This is a genomic window from Acetobacter fabarum, assembly GCF_022483405.1.
GTDB classification, from domain to species: domain Bacteria; phylum Pseudomonadota; class Alphaproteobacteria; order Acetobacterales; family Acetobacteraceae; genus Acetobacter; species Acetobacter fabarum.
Map to the genome: position 1 here is coordinate 2,767,504 of NZ_JAKVNI010000001.1, position 16,458 is coordinate 2,783,961.

19 protein-coding genes are annotated in these 16,458 nt (G+C 58.4%); 1 reads left to right on the forward strand and 18 read right to left on the reverse strand.

Annotation, left to right across the window (positions count from 1 at the left end; genetic code table 11):
• Positions 1–9: 9 nt before the first annotated feature.
• Positions 10–390, reverse strand: coding sequence for a ribonuclease P protein component (rnpA, locus tag LKE65_RS12885; protein WP_086645211.1), 381 nt, complete (start codon positions 388–390; stop codon positions 10–12).
• 24 nt (positions 391–414) lie between these two features.
• Positions 415–549, reverse strand: coding sequence for a 50S ribosomal protein L34 (gene rpmH, locus LKE65_RS12890; RefSeq protein ID WP_081774758.1), 135 nt, complete (start codon positions 547–549; stop codon positions 415–417).
• A 101-nt stretch (positions 550–650) separates the two neighbouring features.
• Here rpmH and LKE65_RS12895 point away from each other — a divergent pair, with 101 nt between their 5' ends.
• Positions 651–1,100 carry a hypothetical protein gene (locus LKE65_RS12895; RefSeq protein ID WP_278741621.1) on the forward strand — a complete coding sequence of 150 codons (450 nt, stop codon included), beginning with the start codon at positions 651–653 and terminating at the stop codon, positions 1,098–1,100.
• Between the two features lie 8 nt (positions 1,101–1,108).
• Here the strand turns inward: LKE65_RS12895 and gloA are convergent, their stop codons facing one another.
• The 16 genes from gloA to lepB form a co-directional block, all read right to left on the reverse strand.
• Entirely contained in the window at positions 1,109–1,498 is a 390-nt protein-coding gene (gloA, locus tag LKE65_RS12900) for a lactoylglutathione lyase (RefSeq protein WP_095349096.1), read from the reverse strand.
• A 42-nt stretch (positions 1,499–1,540) separates the two neighbouring features.
• Positions 1,541–2,389, reverse strand: coding sequence for an LpxI family protein (locus LKE65_RS12905; protein ID WP_278741622.1), 849 nt, complete (start codon positions 2,387–2,389; stop codon positions 1,541–1,543).
• Complete coding sequence (gene lpxA / locus LKE65_RS12910) at positions 2,386–3,243, reverse strand: acyl-ACP--UDP-N-acetylglucosamine O-acyltransferase (protein WP_278741890.1); 858 nt, start codon at positions 3,241–3,243, stop codon at positions 2,386–2,388. The genes LKE65_RS12905 and lpxA overlap by 4 nt, the downstream gene beginning before the upstream one ends.
• A gap of 130 nt (positions 3,244–3,373) precedes the next feature.
• Entirely contained in the window at positions 3,374–3,811 is a 438-nt protein-coding gene (gene fabZ / locus LKE65_RS12915) for a 3-hydroxyacyl-ACP dehydratase FabZ (protein WP_264813731.1), read from the reverse strand.
• Positions 3,812–3,895: 84 nt separating this feature from the next.
• On the reverse strand, positions 3,896–4,981 hold the full coding sequence (gene lpxD, locus LKE65_RS12920; protein ID WP_253527079.1) for a UDP-3-O-(3-hydroxymyristoyl)glucosamine N-acyltransferase: 1,086 nt from the start codon (positions 4,979–4,981) through the stop codon (positions 3,896–3,898).
• Positions 4,982–4,983: 2 nt separating this feature from the next.
• Entirely contained in the window at positions 4,984–5,856 is an 873-nt protein-coding gene (locus LKE65_RS12925) for an OmpH family outer membrane protein (protein ID WP_095349100.1), read from the reverse strand.
• Positions 5,857–5,860: 4 nt separating this feature from the next.
• The gene (gene bamA, locus LKE65_RS12930) at positions 5,861–8,272 is read right to left on the reverse strand and encodes an outer membrane protein assembly factor BamA (protein WP_165925209.1); all 2,412 of its coding nucleotides are present in this window, start codon (positions 8,270–8,272) and stop codon (positions 5,861–5,863) included.
• Positions 8,273–8,437: 165 nt separating this feature from the next.
• Positions 8,438–9,550, reverse strand: a complete 1,113-nt coding sequence (rseP, locus tag LKE65_RS12935; RefSeq protein ID WP_086645204.1) for an RIP metalloprotease RseP — start codon at positions 9,548–9,550, stop codon at positions 8,438–8,440.
• Positions 9,551–9,581: 31 nt separating this feature from the next.
• Positions 9,582–10,739: a 1-deoxy-D-xylulose-5-phosphate reductoisomerase gene (gene dxr / locus LKE65_RS12940; protein ID WP_253527075.1), complete on the reverse strand. Its 1,158-nt coding sequence runs from the start codon at positions 10,737–10,739 to the stop codon at positions 9,582–9,584.
• Positions 10,740–10,807: 68 nt separating this feature from the next.
• On the reverse strand, positions 10,808–11,638 hold the full coding sequence (locus tag LKE65_RS12945; RefSeq protein ID WP_278741625.1) for a phosphatidate cytidylyltransferase: 831 nt from the start codon (positions 11,636–11,638) through the stop codon (positions 10,808–10,810).
• The gene (gene uppS / locus LKE65_RS12950; protein ID WP_086645201.1) at positions 11,635–12,375 is read right to left on the reverse strand and encodes a polyprenyl diphosphate synthase; all 741 of its coding nucleotides are present in this window, start codon (positions 12,373–12,375) and stop codon (positions 11,635–11,637) included. The genes LKE65_RS12945 and uppS overlap by 4 nt, the downstream gene beginning before the upstream one ends.
• Before the next feature lie 62 nt (positions 12,376–12,437).
• The gene (frr, locus tag LKE65_RS12955; protein ID WP_051544026.1) at positions 12,438–12,959 is read right to left on the reverse strand and encodes a ribosome recycling factor; all 522 of its coding nucleotides are present in this window, start codon (positions 12,957–12,959) and stop codon (positions 12,438–12,440) included.
• 139 nt (positions 12,960–13,098) lie between these two features.
• Positions 13,099–13,836 (reverse strand): UMP kinase, encoded by a 738-nt coding sequence (gene pyrH / locus LKE65_RS12960; protein WP_086645199.1) that lies wholly within the window; start codon positions 13,834–13,836, stop codon positions 13,099–13,101.
• A gap of 120 nt (positions 13,837–13,956) precedes the next feature.
• Positions 13,957–14,856: a GTPase Era gene (era, locus tag LKE65_RS12965; RefSeq protein ID WP_086645372.1), complete on the reverse strand. Its 900-nt coding sequence runs from the start codon at positions 14,854–14,856 to the stop codon at positions 13,957–13,959.
• Between the two features lie 10 nt (positions 14,857–14,866).
• Positions 14,867–15,607 (reverse strand): ribonuclease III, encoded by a 741-nt coding sequence (gene rnc, locus LKE65_RS12970; RefSeq protein WP_233129021.1) that lies wholly within the window; start codon positions 15,605–15,607, stop codon positions 14,867–14,869.
• Positions 15,607–16,410: a signal peptidase I gene (lepB, locus tag LKE65_RS12975; protein ID WP_086645370.1), complete on the reverse strand. Its 804-nt coding sequence runs from the start codon at positions 16,408–16,410 to the stop codon at positions 15,607–15,609. Before lepB ends, rnc begins: the two co-directional genes overlap by 1 nt.
• Positions 16,411–16,458 lie beyond the last annotated feature (48 nt).

The window sequence follows — 16,458 nt, forward strand, 5'->3', positions numbered from 1 at the left end:
ACGGGACATTCACGACTCCCGCATACAGAGCTTCAACGCTTTCCGAAAATCGGCCACCAGTGCGTCAAAAGAGCGGTCGCGCGTAGCACCCCGCCCTATCAGCACCAGATCAAGCCCATTTAGCGGTGTATCGGCTTCCACTCTGCGCACAACCTCACGCAGCCTGCGGCGCACCCGGTTACGCACCACGGCATTCCCGACTTTTTTGGTCACCGTGAAGCCAACACGCGCAGGGTCCGAATCGGGCCGCCTGAAAAGCTGAAGGACAAGACCAGACACCGGGGCTTTTCGCCCCTTGGCCGCCATAAAGAGAAATTCTTTTCTCTTTTTTAGCCGCATGGATGCTTGCGCCCCTGCTGCTGGCTGCTCCTGACCTTCAGACCAGTCCATCAAAACCGGACTGCCGGACAACGCTTACGCGGAAAGACGCTTGCGGCCCTTGGAACGACGGTTTGCCAGAATACGACGGCCGCCAACGGTAGCCGAACGGGTGCGGAACCCGTGACGACGCTTGCGGACCAGCCGGGACGGTTGATAAGTGCGCTTCATGGCTGCACTCCCTTCAGTTTGAATATGCTTCGCCAGTGGCCGCAGTACGAGCCACTCTCTCTTGAAGTCGCGGCTTATAAAGTTCAGATAGAAGAACGTCAATGTGCAGCGCAGAGTCGCATGCCCATTCCCGCACGATCACCCGCATGATGGAACGCCGCATGCCCCTCTCCCCCGCCCGCTTCTGGACCATTCTGGCCGTTATTGGCCTGCCTGTACTAGCCTGCCTGCTGGCTGTGGGTTTGGGGGCGCCGCATATGCTCACCCCAGCGTTTGTGGGGCTTGCAGGGGCCTGTGCGGCATGGATAGCGGTGCGTCAGCCCAAAGCAGCTCCCGCACCGCAGGCAGACACCCCACCACCCCCTACGGCACCAGTGGGGGAAAACGACCCCAAGCTGCGCCATGACATACGTGGCATTATTTCACCCGTTATGCTGGTTGCGGACCAATTAGCGCTCAGCCCCGACCCTGCCACCAAAAAAGCGGCCGAAACCATTAATGATTCGCTAGACCGGCTGACTGCCCGCCTCAAACAACGCAAAACGGATTAAGCCCTACCTTACGGGCGTTCGATCAGTTCCACCTTGTAGCCGTCCGGGTCTTCCACAAACGCAATAATGCTGGTTCCAAACTTGACTGGCCCGGCAGGCCGCACAACTTTGCCACCGCCTACGCGAACACGCTCCACAACAGCGGCAACGTCGGCCACGCCTATGGCAAAATGCCCGAACCCAGTGCCAACCTCGTACCCATCATCCTGACCCCAGTTATAGGTCAGCTCAATTTCCGCCTGCCCCGCAGCGTTATCTGCAAAGCCAATAAAAACAAGGGTGTATTTGCCTTCTGGCACATCACGGCGGCGCAGCTCGCGCATACCAAGCAGCGCATAGAATGCCAGGCTCTGCTCCAGATTACGAACACGCACCATAGTATGCAAAAAACTGGACATAGCGTTTCTCCCCTCAGCTCAACAAAGAACTCATTTACGCTGTTATTCTATGGACTGTATTTCTGCCGGGTCTATGGCGATCAGGAACAAACCCAGTTTTGCGGCCTCTGCCACACAGGCGGCGCGGTCTGTTAACAGGGTATTCCCCGCCTCAAACGCAATCCCGCGCAAACCTGCGGCATGCGCATTTCGTAGCGTTATCGGCCCTATGGTGGGCATATCGGCTCTTTTTTCCTGCCCCGGCTTGAGCAGCTTGACCAGCACACCGCCATCCCCGGGCTGGCGGCATGCCCCCGAGCGCGCCAGCATGGCATCCGTGCCTTCCATAGCCTCTACGGCCAGCACAACGCCGTTCTGCACCACACAGCCCTGCCCTATATCCAGCCGGCCGAGCGCCTGAGCAACGATAACACCGTGCTTTATATCCGCCAGAGCCTGCTCATCTGGCCGTAACTGGCCCAGCACACCGGCCTCAGCCACGGAGTGGGATAAAAATTCATGTGCGCCACGCACCTGAAAACCCTCTTCCCCCAGAATACGCACTAAAGCTGCCAGCAGGCCGTCATCCCCCGCAAACAGGGCTTTGCCAAGGCGCGCCAGAATACGCGCCCCTTCGGCATCGGGGTAAAGGCTACGCAGGGAAGGACGGCGGATAGGGCCGATGAGCACCAGATCGGAGCAGGCATGGGCACGTAACAGGCTTAACATGCGACCCGCGGCCCCCAGACGCACACATTCATGCGGCCAGGGGGCTAGTGTGGCAGGGTCGGCAAACCCTTCAAATCCAATAATAAAAACAGGTCGGCCTGCGGCGTGTGCTGCCTCTGCCACTCTGGCTGGCAGAGGGCCGCCCCCTGCCAGAATGCCAACCGCTGTTGGCGCGGCACTCACGCGCCTTCGGTTTCCGCCTGATCAGCAGCACCACCACGTGCGGGGCGCACAAGCCCACGGTGGCTGGGAGCATCTATAAAGTCCAGAATTTCCTTAATCCGGGCGTTACCCGCAAAAGTCTCACGCACATGTGCCAGCCGCGCCTGAAAAGACACATCGCCACAGACCTTGGGGTACAAGGTAAAAAAGGCTTTGCGCATCAGCTGGATTTCGGCCGACTGCACGCCGTTGCGGCGCAGCCATATCCAGTGCAGGCCAATCAGCCGAGCACGGTTACCCAGCACGCTCCCATAAGGAATAACATCGGCTTCAACACCAGCCACCCCACCCACAAGAGCAGCGTGCCCGATCCTGACAAACTGGTGGATGGCAGCAGACCCCATAACGCGAGCATCGTTGCCAATTGTCACATGGCCACCCATGACCACGTTGTTGACAATGATCACACGGTCACCCAACACACAGTCATGGGCCACATGCGCATTGGCCATGATGAGCACATCCTGACCAACACGCGTGACCCCAGCACCTGTAGCCGTTCCCCGGTGAATGGTCACATGCTCACGCACAACCGTACGGGCACCGACCTCACACCGGGTGGGTTCGCCTTTGTATTTGAGATCCTGCGGCGCCATACCCACCGTGCAGAACGGAAAGTAGCGCGAATGCGCACCCAGATGGGTATGCCCATCCACAACAACGTGGGAGATCAGCTCCACCCCGTCATCAAGAACTGCATTTGGCCCAACAGAGCACCACGGACCAATAATCACGCCTTGCCCAAGCTTTGCCCCCGGGGCAACCAGAGCCGTTGGATGAACAAGCGTCTGCCTGGTTTCCTCTACAGCGTGCACCACTTCAGTTCCTTATATTCCGCCTGACTTGCAACACAGAGTCACTGGGCCCTGCCCCAGAATGTCGGCCGGTAAAAGCGAACAGAACTGGAGCATATCTTGAGCCAACCGGCACACCAAGCGTAAAAAATCAGCCCATGATCATGGCGCTAAAGGTTGCTTCTGCAACCACAACACCATCAACGCGAGCTTCCCCACGGAACTTCCATACATTGGAGCGGTGCCGTTCCTTGACCACATGAATACGCAGCTGGTCACCCGGCTCTACCGGACGGCGGAACTTTGCCCCTTCGATCGTCATGAAATAGACGAGCTTGCCCTCAAAGGCTTCCCCGAGCGACAGAACAACAAGCGTTGCCGCGGTCTGGGCCATGGCTTCCACAATAAGGACGCCAGGCATAACGGGCCGTCCGGGAAAATGCCCCGGAAAAAACGGTTCGTTAACCGAGACATTCTTGATACCGGTCGCTTCTTCCCCCAGGACAATATCTTCCATCCTGTCGATCAGAAGGAAAGGGTACCTGTGAGGAATCGCCTGCATGATACGGTTGACATCAATCCGTGCGATTGTCTTGCCGTCCTGCTGGGATTCTTGTTGTGTCTCCACGTCCCCTAAACCACCCTCTGTACCGGACCGCAATCCGGGATAAGTTCATACCTTGTCTGAATCGCCCTTGGCCGACCCAGACGCTTTTTTTGCCAACTTGCGCAGCACCGCCACGTTACGGAAAAACTCCCGGAACGGCATGGCGGGGCTACCTATGACATCTGCACCGCTCTCAACATCCGACATAACACCACACTGCGCACCAATGCGCGCCTTGGCACCAATACGGATATGGCCAATAAGGCCAGCCTGAGCAGCAACCGTTACATAGTCCTCGAGTACTGTGGAGCCAGAAATACCCGCCTGGGATACCACAATACAGCAACGCCCAAGCTGGGCATTATGCCCGATCTGGACCAGATTATCGAGCCGGGACCCCGCACCAATAACCGTGTCATTAACCGAGCCACGGTCAATGGTGCTGTTGGCGCCAATCTCCACATCATGCTCGATAATAACACGACCAAGCTGGGGAACGCTCTCAAACCCCTCAGGTCCGACCGCAAACCCAAAACCTTCCTGCCCAATGCGCGCACCGGGCAGAATGGTAACACGGTCCCCCACCAGAGCATGAGACAGCGTAACCATGGAGCCAATACGGCAGTCCGCACCAAGCTGCACGCCGTGGTCCAAGACGGAATGAGAGCCAATAATGCAGCCAGCCCCAACCTGCACATCAGGCCCGACAACCACAAAAGGCCCCACCTCTGCCGTAGGGTCCACAACAGCAGAAGGATCTACCACTGCGGAAGGGTGAACACCACCCTTGCCAATCTGGCGCGGGTGGAACAGCCGCGCAATGCGCGACCACGCCAGATACGGCGTGGTGGTCACAAGGGCTGCGGAATGTTCTGGCACCTTATCTGCAAAAGCAGGGGCAACAATAACCAGACCAGCCTGCGTATGCTCCAGCAGGGGAGCATAGCGGCGGTTATCCAGAAAACTCACATCACGCGCGCGGGCCACCTGCAAAGGCGCTATGCCGGTATAACCATCCTGCGGAAAACTCCCCTGCCGGGGAGGCCGCAGCTCGGCACCGGCTGTTTCTGCCAGTACCGATGCATCAAATGGTCCGACACGCGTAAAAAAACGCGGATCAGCCGGGCCCGAAGACGCCCTGCAATCCACCATGCTTATTTTTTCCCGGCAGGAGCCGCAGGTGCCGCCGGAGCTGGGCCGGATGCTGCCATCTGCGGGTCCCCATCAGCCGTTGTGGGCATCTTGCCGGATTTTGCCAGCTCTTCGGGGTCTACGTTGGCTTCAGGAATGAAAACGCTGGGCAGAACCTTGTTCAGGTTTGCTGCCACTTCGTTCGTAATGTCCTGACCATCCACATGCAGGGCAACCTGCTCGCTATGCAGCACAAGGTTCATGCCATGTGCGGCAGCAACCTTCTGGATAACCTGCACCAGCTCACGCTCGATCTGCCCCAGAGAAACCTGAGCCGCTTCCTGGATAATCCGGTTGCGGTTACGGAAGTCGCGCTGAGCCTTCATGACCTTGGCCTGAAGGCTGCGTTCACGGGTCTGGATCTGGTCAGATGTCAGGGACTTGGCCTGAGCCTGCAGCGTCTGCTGCTCGTCACGCCAGCCAGCCTGTTCACGCTGGAGGTCCTGCGCCAGCGCATCGCGGCGGGCACCCAGAACACGCTCCACCTGCATGGCAGCAGAGGTCTGACGCATAACACCAGATACGCTGATCACACCAATAATGGTGGTGGGCGGGGGTGCTTCCTTGGCAACTTCAGGTGCGCTGGGAATGGGCGGCAAAGGCAGAACCGGAGGAGCCTGATCTGCTGCTTCCTGACTATCAGCTGCGGGAGCAGGCAGTGCTACGGGTGCAGGAGCGGCATTACGAGCAGCAGGATGCGGAGCCTGTGCAGCAGGCTGGGTTTTGGGAACGAACCAGCCATTCCCACCTTCTGCCTGAGCAGCGGGCATGAGGGCTGCGGAAAAAGAAAGGCAAACAGCCCCCAGAAGGGCAGCTTTTGAACTGAAACGCATCATTACCTCAGAATTGCTGGCCGAAGCCGAAGCGAAGGAGCTGTGTACGGTCATTATAACTGCGTCTGACCGGCACACCAAGGTCAATATTCAGCAGGCCAAACGGGCTTTTCCATGAAAAACCTGCACCCGCACTGATACGCGGGCTCACCATATCACCTGATACTGCCGTGTAGTTCGCCCCGGCGGTAGCGCGGTTGGTGTAAAGGTGCTTCACGCGCAAACCTGCCACGGACCCCATATCCACAAAGGCACGGCCACCCACACCCATTTCTGTCAGGAAGGGGATCGGGAAGTTCACCTGCGCCGTCGCGTTGTACATGAACCGCCCACCGATCAGATCTTCGGAGTGATGGGCTGCGTTACCCACGCTTCGTGGGCCGGCACCACCATCAAGGAAGCCGCGCAGGTTGTTACCACCCAGATAGAAGTTATCGATAATATCGTGGCGGCCGTTGCTACCCCAGTCCGCAAGATACCCGGTGCCGCCACGGAAGATGATTGTCCAGTTGTGGCTGTTGGTCAGGTCATCAAGCGGGATGTAGTAACCACCGTTAATCTTGCCGCGAACGTAGTTTTCGTCCCCGCCAATACCGGCAAAGTCACCCCCGACAGAGACAAAATACCCACTATGCGGCTGCATGCGGTTATCACGCCGGTCATACATAACCGTGGTGCTCAGCTGGGAAAGAAGCGACTTGCCCTTCTGCTCCTGAACATAGGGAGAAGATTCACTCCACATATCCCCCACCCAACGGCGGATCAGGCTGTAGTTCCACGACTGCGAAAGGTAGCGGTTATACGAATACCCCATACGCAGGGTAATACCGTACCGCCCTTCCGAGTAATTCTGATACGTCTGGTAGTTGTTTTCGATGAAGAAAATATCCGCACCGACAACCAGATTGCGCCCGAGGAAGACCGGGTCCGTAACAGAAAGGTCGGCCTGCTTCTGGTAGTACGAAACCGTACCCGAGAACCCGGCATCCACCCCTGTACCCAGCAGGTTGTGCTGCTTGAGCCCGACGTTACCAATAATACCCACGTCGGTGGAGTAACCACCACCAAGCGAGAACTCGCCCGTTGGTTTTTCCACAACGTTAACGGACACGTTGGCACGGTCGGGGGAGGAACCCGGAGCGTCCTTTACATCCACCGATTTGAAGTAGCCCAGATCCTGGACCCCTTCCTTCGCGTATTTCTTGTAGCTGCTTGTGTAGGGGTCACCCTCGGCAAACGGAAGCTGCCGGCGGATAACGTTATCCTGCGTAATGGTGTTGCCGTTAATATCGATCCGCTCAATATACCGGCGCGGGCCTTCGCTTACGTCAAACAGCAGATTGACAATATGCTTTTCGGGGTTGCGGGCAATAACCGGACGCACCACGGCAAAAGGATGCCCTTCCGACTGGAGCAGTTCTTCCATGTCGGTCGCGTTATCCTGCACGGCTTTGCCATCGTACCACTGGTGCGGGAACAGTTCGACATACTTACGCAGCGACTTGGCCGGCACGTGCCGCAGGCTGGAGCGGATGTCCACCTTGCCCAGACGGTAACGGATGCCTTCATCCATTGTGATGGTGATGTAGAAGGATTTGCGGTCAGGCGAAAGTTCGCCCTTGATATCCTTGATCTGGAAATCAACATACCCGTTGTGCAGGTAGAACCGGCGCAGGAGTTCCCCGTCGTACTTCACACGTTCGGGGTTATATTCGTCAGACGAACCCAGAAAATGGTACCAGGCCGTTTCCTTGGAGGAAATCGCGCCAGCCAGTTCGGCCTCGTTGTAAGCCTTGTTTCCAACAAACGCGATTTTGCGGATTTTGGTGTTCGGGCCTTCATTGATCTGGAAGATCACATCCACACGATTATGCGCAAGGCGCACGATCTGGGGTGTCACCACCGCTGCAAAGCGGGACTTCTGGGCATAGACTTCCAGAATACGCTGCCGGTCATCCGCCGTTGTTTCTGCCGAGAAAACCGCACGCGGACGCAGGGAGAGCACCTTGCGCAGGTCCTCATCCTTGGCGGCATGATTGCCCTCGAACACGATCCGGTTGACGATCGGGTTTTCCTTGAGCTTGACGAGGAGGGTATTCCCCTCACGCCGCAAGGTTACATCCTTGAACAGGCCAGTCGCATACAGGGTCTTCAGGGAACGATCGAGGTCATCCTGCGTAAACGGATCACCCGGGCGGACAACCATGTAGGACAGGACCGTGTTGGTCTCGATGCGGGTATTGCCTGAGACGCGGATCTCATCAATCACCCCCACGGGTGCTGGCTGAGCATCCGGCAGAGGTGCTGGAGGACTTTCGGCATCACCCTCGGGCGATGCAACAACAGCTGCTGGTGCCTGTGTGTCCTGGGTCTGGGCGGCCATAGCCCCCCGTCCCTCGAGCAGGAAAAAAGGCAACATGCAGACAGAAACGAACAGGGCCGAACGTTTACCCGCCAAGATCTGCCTCCCTCCATCCGGGTCGGTTCAGCACGGAAGCCTATCTCCCGTTCTTGTCTCGCCCGCAAGGGACGTATCCGAAATTACCCTTGTCACGCAAGCCTTCCCTTCACGCCCAGTTCACTATCACCCTGCGAGCGTTGCAACCCACCTGAACAACCCGAAGCTGGACAGATCATTGAACGTCGAAAACAAGAACAGACCTGCCAGCAATGCAAACCCGGTCTGGAAACTAACCTCTTGCACCCGCTTGGAAACCGGGCGCCCTCTTATTGCCTCTATGGCATAAAAAACCAGACGTCCACCATCAAGAAGCGGAACGGGAAAGAGATTGATCAGACCCAGATTAACAGACAGCAGCGCCATGAAGGAAAGCAGGCTGGCAAACCCGTATTGAGCGACCTGCCCGGAGAGCTGCGCAATCTTGAGCGGACCGCCCAAATCCCGCGCGGTATGCTGCCCGCTAAAAATCTGCCACACGCCATTGAGCGTCTGCACAACGGTGTTCCATGTTGCCTTGGCCCCGGCAGAGACAGCCTGCGGCAGCGGCAGGGCCTTGCCCGGCTCAACCGCAAAGACCACACCCAGCAGCCCGCGAGCAGGCCCACCACGCGAATCCTGCGTAGAGCCAATGGTCAGGGGAACTTCCAGCGACTGGCCATTACGCTGCACCAGCAGTGTTGTTTTCTGCCCCGGTGTCTGGGCCACTGTGGCCTGTGCGTCCTCAACCCCCGCAATATCGTGCGTGCCTATGCGCAGGATAACGTCACCCTTCTGCAGGGCAGCATTTTGCGCGGCACTGCCGGGCAGGACGGATGCAACCTCGTTCCGCACATGCGGCTGGCCGGCCGTTGCAAACAGCAGCACAAACAGCACAAACGCCAGAATGAAGTTAAAAACCGGCCCGGCCAGAATAACAATGGCACGTGACCATACGGATTTATCGTGGAAAGTCCGCCCCGGAATCCACGCGGCTTTCTGTTCTTCGGTCGCATCTTCGGGATCATCAAACCCGTGCGGGCGCACATAACCGCCCAAGGGAATCGGGCAGATGCGCCATTCTGTCCCGCTCTTGTCACGCCATTTGAACAGGGCGGGACCAAAGCCGAGCGAAAAGACCTCCACATGCACACCGCGCCAGCGGGCTGCAAGGTAGTGCCCCAGTTCGTGAAAGGTAACCAGAACGCCCAGCACGAAAACGAAGGAAATCAGGGTGCGCAGATATTCGTGTATCATCATTCCTCCGATATCGGGGCTGAAGGCGGTTTTCTCAAGCAACCACCGCAGAAATCTGCTGGGTTGCAACGCGCCGGGCCTCTGCATCCCAATGGAGCACGGCATCGAGCGTATCGGCCGGAGGAGCGCCGAGTGCGTTCATGGTATCTTCAACCACGCGCGCAATGTCCAGAAAACCGATCTGTTCTTTCAGGAACGCTTCAACCGCAATCTCATTTGCCGCAGACAGAATGGCCGGAACAGCCTTGCCTGCCCGCAGGGCCTGCCGCGCCAGACGCAGTGCGGGAAAACGCACTTCATCTGGTGCAATAAACTCTAGCGTGCCAAAGGCGGCAAGGTCCAGACGACTGGAGGTCGTGGCCATACGCCGCGGCCATGCCAGTGTATGGGCGATGGGAATACGCATGTCAGCCGAACCCATCTGCGCGATCAGGCTGCCATCGGTGTACTGCACCATACCGTGCACCACGGACTGGGGGTGCACCAGCACATCAATCCTGTCTTCGGTCAGGCCAAAAATACGTGCCGCTTCAATAACCTCCAGCCCCTTGTTGAACATGGTGGCGGAATCGATGCTGATCTTGGCCCCCATGCTCCATGTCGGGTGTTTGAGTGCCTGAGCCGGTGTGGCCGCACGCATGACATCCACCGAAGCATTGCGGAAAGGACCGCCAGATGCGGTGAGAATTATTTTTTCAACCTGATCAGCCTGCCGGTCCGCCATGGACTGGAAAACCGCATTATGCTCGGAATCGACCGGCAGCAGCGTTGCCCCGGCATCCTGCACCGCACGGAGCATGACATCCCCCGCGCAGACCAGTGCTTCCTTGTTAGCCAGCGCAATGCTGTTGCCGTTCTTCACAGCGGCCAGTGTAGGTTCCAGCCCCGCAGCGCCAGTAATGGCTGCCATGGTCCAGTCCGCTGGCAGCCCCGCTGCCTCTATGACCGCCTTGCGGCCACAGGCGACCTCAACACCACTCCCGGCCAGAAGCGCCTTGAGTTCAGCATAGGCACTTTCATCAGCCAGCACGGCCAGCTCGGCCTTCAGGCTGCGGGCCTGCTCGGCCAGCTTGGCAGCATTTTTACCACCCACAAGCGCACGCACCCGATACTGGTCACGCGCCTGCTCCAGCAGATCCACGGTAGAGCAGCCAATGCTGCCGGTAGTTCCCAGAACGGTTACGGTTCTCATGTCTTGTCTTTCCAAACCCGAAAAATAACACAAGCCCCGACCACGCAGGGCAAAAGCCAAAAACTGGACTAACCAGGCATGCCAGAAACAAGGCTATAAACAAGATCGTGCAGGCCAGCGCTCCAGAAGGGTGCATCAGGCACGGTAACGGAAACGGCGGCAGCAACAGGGGCGGCCACCACCAGACCATCAAACCGGTCGAGCAGACCACCATGGCCGGGCAGCAGCGTGCCGGAATCCTTAACGCCGAGTGCCCTCTTCATGGCGCTTTCGGCCAGATCTCCAAGCTGAGCGGACACACCCAGAATGCCTCCCCAGACCAGCGCCATATGCGTGCTTCCCAGACCAGAGAGAAGCGCTATGCCACCCCCCATAAGCACAGCCCCCACAAACCCGCCCAGAGCACCTGAGCGCGTTTTGCCGGGGGAAATGCGCGGGGCCAGTTTGGGCCCGCCAATCAGGCGGCCTGCCATATAGGCTGATGTATCACTCGCCACCACAACGGCGACAACAAACAGAACAGGCCAGATACTTTCCACCCGTAGCCAGAGCAGAGCCGTACCCGCCATGATGATCACGCACATCATGGCGCACAACTCCGCACCGAATACGCATGAGCCGACACTGAACATGATAAAATAACGCCAGTGCTCGGTTGCGGCAGAAAACCCACCACAAACTGCCCACAGCACATAAAGCCTGCCCTGCCAGCTCTGGACAGGTAACTTGAGAAGGCCCGCAGCCTCAAACGCCATGCCGCCCATGGCCACAAGCACCATCAGGATATAGGCGACCCCGCCCACCCCGATGCACCCACCCGCAACCGCGATCATGACCATGGCAGACAGCACGCGCGGCCGCAGGTCCCGCCATGCGGAGGATTGTCCGGTCGTTGTCATGCGGAAGCCACCGGCCGCGCACCAAAGCGCCGCTCACGGCGGGCGTAAAGATCCAGCACCGTTGCAAAATGCCCTTCATTGAAGTCTGGCCAGAACACATCCAGAAAAACAAGTTCCGCATATGCGCTCTGCCAGAGCAGAAAGTTGGAAAGCCGGTATTCCCCGCTCGTGCGCACGACCACATCGGGGTCAGGCACGCCAGCGGTCCACAAGTGGTTGGCAAACAGGCTTTCATCAATCTGTTCGGGGGTTAGCCAGCCATCGCGCACTTCCTGCGCAACGCGCCGGACAGCCTGCATAATATCCCCCCGCCCCCCGTAGGACAGGGCCAGCAGCAACACCAGCCGCCCGTTATTGCGGGTCATGGCTTCTGCACGGGCCAGTTCTTCTCGCAGGCTCGTATCAAACCGGCTCAGATCACCAATAAAGCGGAGGCAGACGCCCTCGCTATGCAGTTCCTTGACCTTGTGGCGCAGGTAGTAGCGCAAAAGGCCGGTCAGGTCTGAGACTTCCTTGGGGCCGCGTGACCAGTTTTCGGATGAAAACGCATAAAGGGTCAGGTAGGGCACACCGCGCTGAATAGCCGCCTTGATGCACCGCGCCACGGCATCTGCCCCGGCACGATGCCCCGCTAGGCGCGGCAGCCCCCGCTCACACGCCCAGCGCCCATTGCCATCCATGATAATGGCGACATGCGAAGGAACGACCGCTTTTCTGTCGGCTGGCAAGGAAGACATAACAGGAAAAAATCCACCGTTTCAGTTCAGCGGGCATAAACCGGCCCCGTTCAGGCAGGTCTTCAGACCTGCTTGATTTCCTTCTCTTTTTCGGCAAGCATGTCATCTACTTTTTTGACATACTGATCAGTCGTTTTCTGAATAGCGTCAGACCAGGTCTTGACGTCATCCTGACTGATGTCGCCCTTCTTTTCAAAACCCTTGGCCTTGTCCATACCATCGCGGCGCACGCCACGTACGGCAATTTTGGCCCCTTCCGCATAACGTGCGGCAGCTTTTGCCAGTTCGTTACGGCGTTCTTCGGTCAACTGCGGAATAGGCACCCGGATGGTCTGGCCTTCACCGGCGGGATTAAGGCCCAGCCCGGCATCGCGGATAGCGCGTTCCACGGCCCCGGCCAGAACACGATCCCAGACCTGTACGGTAATCATGCGCGCTTCAGGCACGGCAATGGAGGCAACCTGCGTAAGCGGCACTTCCCCCCCATAGGCTTCCACCCGAACGGGTTCGAGCAGAGCCGGGCTGGCCCGGCCGGAGCGCAGGCCCGAAAAATCACGACGCAGGCTTTCCAGCGCGCCATCCATACGGCGCTTGATGTCATCAAGCAGGTCATTCAAGTCAGACACGGCGGTTTCTCCCGTTTTGTCGCGAAGGCACTGTGCTGTCCTGCCCTCGCCTAGTTCATTCCGCGTGCTGCCTTAACGGGCAGCGGTTTGCATGGTGTCAGGTTGCTTCAATAATGCGCGTAAACGCACCTTCGCCGCGCATAACGCGACCGAACGAACCTTCCTCGCCAATATTGAAGACAATAATCGGCAGTTTATTCTCACGTGCCAGACTGATGGCCGCTGCATCCATGACGCTCAACTGGTTGGAGAGCACAGTCATGTACGTCAGCTCATCATACCGCGTGGCGCTGGGGTCGTGCTTGGGGTCGGCCGAATACACGCCATCGACCTGCGTCCCTTTAAGCAGAATATCGCATTCCATTTCCGCCGCACGCAGGGCCGCTGCCGTATCGGTAGTAAAGAAGGGGTTGCCCGTACCGGCGGCAAAAATAACCACCCGGCCTTTTTCCATATGCCGGACCGCCCTGCGCCGGATATACGGCTCAGCCACGGAAGACATGTGAATGGCGGACATAACCCGCGTTGTTATCAGTTCACGTTCAAGCGCATTCTGGAGCAGCAGCGCGTTAATGACCGTTGCCAGCATACCCGCATAGTCACCCTGCGCGCGGTCCATGCCTTTGGCGGCGGCAGCCACTCCACGAAAAATGTTGCCACCACCCACAACAAGGCACACTTCCGTACCGCTGCGAACGACCTCGGCTACATCCTTGGCAATCCGCTCGACCGTCTTCTGTTCTACCCCAAAGGCGCCCTCACCCATCAGGGCTTCACCAGACACCTTGAGCAATACACGTTTACGCCTTGGCGTTTCAGAGACAGAAGCAGTCATAGGCCCTCAATCATGCAAAGTCCGACAAAAAACAGACCTCCGCCACGCGCAGGCGCGCAGCGTGTAAGATCGCTCTCTCTTATCCTCCAAGGCGCACGGCCACAAGCGCCAAGCCGTGCTTTATGGCACGTCATCCAGCCCGATGGCGCGCAGGCGGGCCCGCTCTTCATCCCAGCCAGAACGTTCCTTGACATTCAAAAACAGGTGGCACGGGCGTTCCAGCAGGCCGGCAAGCTGTTTGCGCGCCCGCTCGCCTATCATTTTGATCTTCTGCCCGCCATTCCCAATAAGAATGGCTTTATGCCCGGTGCGGCCAACGTAAATTGTAACTTCAATCCGCACCGAACCATCGGGCCGTTCCTGAAAACTCTCGGTCTCGGCCGTGGTGCCATAGGGCACTTCCTCATGCGTCTGCATGAAAATCTGCTCACGCACCAACTCGGCTGCAAGCAGACGGTCGGGCAGATCGGTCAGGTCATCCTCGGGGTACAGGTATGGGCCTTCGGGCAGGCTGGCAGCCAGCTTGTCCAGCAGGTCGTCCACACCACCACCAGTGCGCGCACTGACCATGAACACATGCTCAACGGGCAGTTTTTCGGTAATGGCCGCCGTAAGGGGCAGCAGGGCAGATGCAGGCACAAGGTCCGTTTTGTTCAGCACCAGCCACGTGGTGCGCCCAGCCTGCGCCAGACGGGTAATAATGTCCTGCACGGCTTCGGTCAGGCCTGTGCGGGCATCCACCAGCAGCAAGGTTATGTCCGCATCATCCGAGCCAGTCCAGGCGGCGGCCACCATGGCGCGGTCAAGCTTGCGGCGCGGCTTGAAGATACCGGGCGTGTCCACCAGCAGAATCTGGCTGGCCCCGCGCATGAGAATACCCAGCACCCTAAAGCGCGTGGTCTGTGCCTTGGGCGAAACGATGGAGAGCTTGGCGCCCGCCATACGGTTGAGCAGTGTTGATTTGCCTGCGTTTGGTGCACCCACCAGCGCAGCAAAGCCACAACGTGTTGTTTGTGTCATGCCTGTTGCTTCAGCCCTGATGGCTGCCTCCAAGTTTTTCCAGCAGGGTTGCCGCGGCAGAACTTTCTGCTGCCCGCTTGCTCCCTGCACATCCTTCTGCCGAATACCCACCAGCACTGACCCGCACCACAAACACGGGAGCATGCGATGGACCGTCGGCCCCTATTGTTTCGTAAAACGGCAAGCCCTGCCCACGCCCCAGAACCCATTCCTGCAATGCGGTTTTGGGGTCTTTGGGGGGGAGGGCCTGCGCATCGAGTATCCGCTTCCAGCAAGCACGCACAATCTTGCGTGCCGGAGCCAGCCCACCATCGAGAAAAACCGCGCCTAGCACGGCTTCCAGCCCATCGGCCACAACATTGGCGGCAGTCTGCACACCGGCGCGGGCCTCATGCTCCGCTACGGACAGGGCTTCGGCAAGACCAAGCTGCTCGGCAATATCCGCAAGCGTTGCACGTGAAACCAGATGCGCAAGCCGCGAGCCCAAGGCCCCTTCCTGCTCGCCCGGAAACCGCTCCAGCAACAGTTCCGCCATAAGCAGGCCCAGAACACGGTCGCCAATAAACTCCAGCCGCTCGTTGGAGCCTGCCCCTTTGGTTTTGTTCCGCCTGCGCCCACCCGCCTTCTGATGTGCGGCAGAACGGTGGGTCAGCGCTTCCTGCAACAGGGAAGGATTGGCAAACTGGTAGCCCAGACGCTCCTGCAACGCCATGGACGCCAGATATTGCGGCGTGGAGTGGCCCGCATTCATTACATCACGCCTTTTAACAGACGAGCCCAGCGGATTTCGGTCGGCCAGTACCAGACCTGCCAGATGGGATGTGCCGCCTCAACCGAGAAGAAAATACGCTGGGCCTTACCAACAAGGTTTTCCATGGGCACAAAGCCAAGGTCTTTGGGGCCATCCCCCACAAAGCGGCTATCTGCGCTGTCATCACGGTTGTCACCCATGGCAAAAAAGTAGCCGGGGGGGACAACGTATTCAGGGGTGTCGTTCTGCGGGCCATCATTGGTCAATTTCAGAATATCGTGCCGGACTACTCCCTGCCCGTCGCGCAGGGGGAGTTCTTCCGTGCAGGCTTCGCCTTCCATGGGCATGCGCGTTTCATCCTGCGCCACGTAAGCATGCGGCTGCACGCAGGGAACCCGCACACCATTGAGGAAGAGCTGCCCCCCGGTTACCTGAATACGGTCCCCCGGCAGGCCAATAACCCGTTTGATGTAATCAATGGATGTATCTTTGGTAAACCGGAACACGGCCACATCGCCCCGGTGCGGCTGCCCCGCCCAGACCCGCCCGTTAAACAGGTCTGGCGAAAACGGCAGCGAAAACCGTGAATAGCCATAGCTGTATTTGGACACCCAGATGTAGTCCCCCACCTGCAGGGTGGGGATCATGGACCCGGACGGGATGACAAAGGATTCAAACAAAAACGTACGGACAAAAACAACAACGATCACGACCGTTAAAATTGTCCGTACATATTCCACCACAGCATGTCTGACGGTAACAGCGTGCTGCGCTCCAGTTGGAGAAGTCTCCGGTTTACTCATGCGCTGCCCATCTGCTCCCATAATCATGCCAGAAAAATAAAATCCGCT

Bases quoted from the DNA above. Each gene is read 5' to 3' on its own strand.
- pyrH (WP_086645199.1), bottom strand. From the start codon at position 13,836: ATGACTGCTTCTGTCTCTGAAACGCCAAGGCGTAAACGTGTATTGCTC.
- lpxD (WP_253527079.1), bottom strand. From the start codon at position 4,981: ATGGTGGATTGCAGGGCGTCTTCGGGCCCGGCTGATCCGCGTTTTTTT.
- bamA (WP_165925209.1), bottom strand. From the start codon at position 8,272: ATGTTGCCTTTTTTCCTGCTCGAGGGACGGGGGGCTATGGCCGCCCAG.
- dxr (WP_253527075.1), bottom strand. From the start codon at position 10,739: ATGAGAACCGTAACCGTTCTGGGAACTACCGGCAGCATTGGCTGCTCT.
- rseP (WP_086645204.1), bottom strand. From the start codon at position 9,550: ATGATGATACACGAATATCTGCGCACCCTGATTTCCTTCGTTTTCGTG.
- gloA (WP_095349096.1), bottom strand. From the start codon at position 1,498: ATGTCCAGTTTTTTGCATACTATGGTGCGTGTTCGTAATCTGGAGCAG.
- LKE65_RS12895 (WP_278741621.1), top strand. From the start codon at position 651: ATGTGCAGCGCAGAGTCGCATGCCCATTCCCGCACGATCACCCGCATG.
- LKE65_RS12945 (WP_278741625.1), bottom strand. From the start codon at position 11,638: ATGACAACGACCGGACAATCCTCCGCATGGCGGGACCTGCGGCCGCGC.
- rnpA (WP_086645211.1), bottom strand. From the start codon at position 390: ATGGACTGGTCTGAAGGTCAGGAGCAGCCAGCAGCAGGGGCGCAAGCA.
- rnc (WP_233129021.1), bottom strand. From the start codon at position 15,607: ATGAATGCGGGCCACTCCACGCCGCAATATCTGGCGTCCATGGCGTTG.
- rpmH (WP_081774758.1), bottom strand. From the start codon at position 549: ATGAAGCGCACTTATCAACCGTCCCGGCTGGTCCGCAAGCGTCGTCAC.
- LKE65_RS12925 (WP_095349100.1), bottom strand. From the start codon at position 5,856: ATGATGCGTTTCAGTTCAAAAGCTGCCCTTCTGGGGGCTGTTTGCCTT.
- uppS (WP_086645201.1), bottom strand. From the start codon at position 12,375: ATGTCTTCCTTGCCAGCCGACAGAAAAGCGGTCGTTCCTTCGCATGTC.
- frr (WP_051544026.1), bottom strand. From the start codon at position 12,959: ATGGATGGCGCGCTGGAAAGCCTGCGTCGTGATTTTTCGGGCCTGCGC.
- era (WP_086645372.1), bottom strand. From the start codon at position 14,856: ATGACACAAACAACACGTTGTGGCTTTGCTGCGCTGGTGGGTGCACCA.
- lepB (WP_086645370.1), bottom strand. From the start codon at position 16,410: ATGAGTAAACCGGAGACTTCTCCAACTGGAGCGCAGCACGCTGTTACC.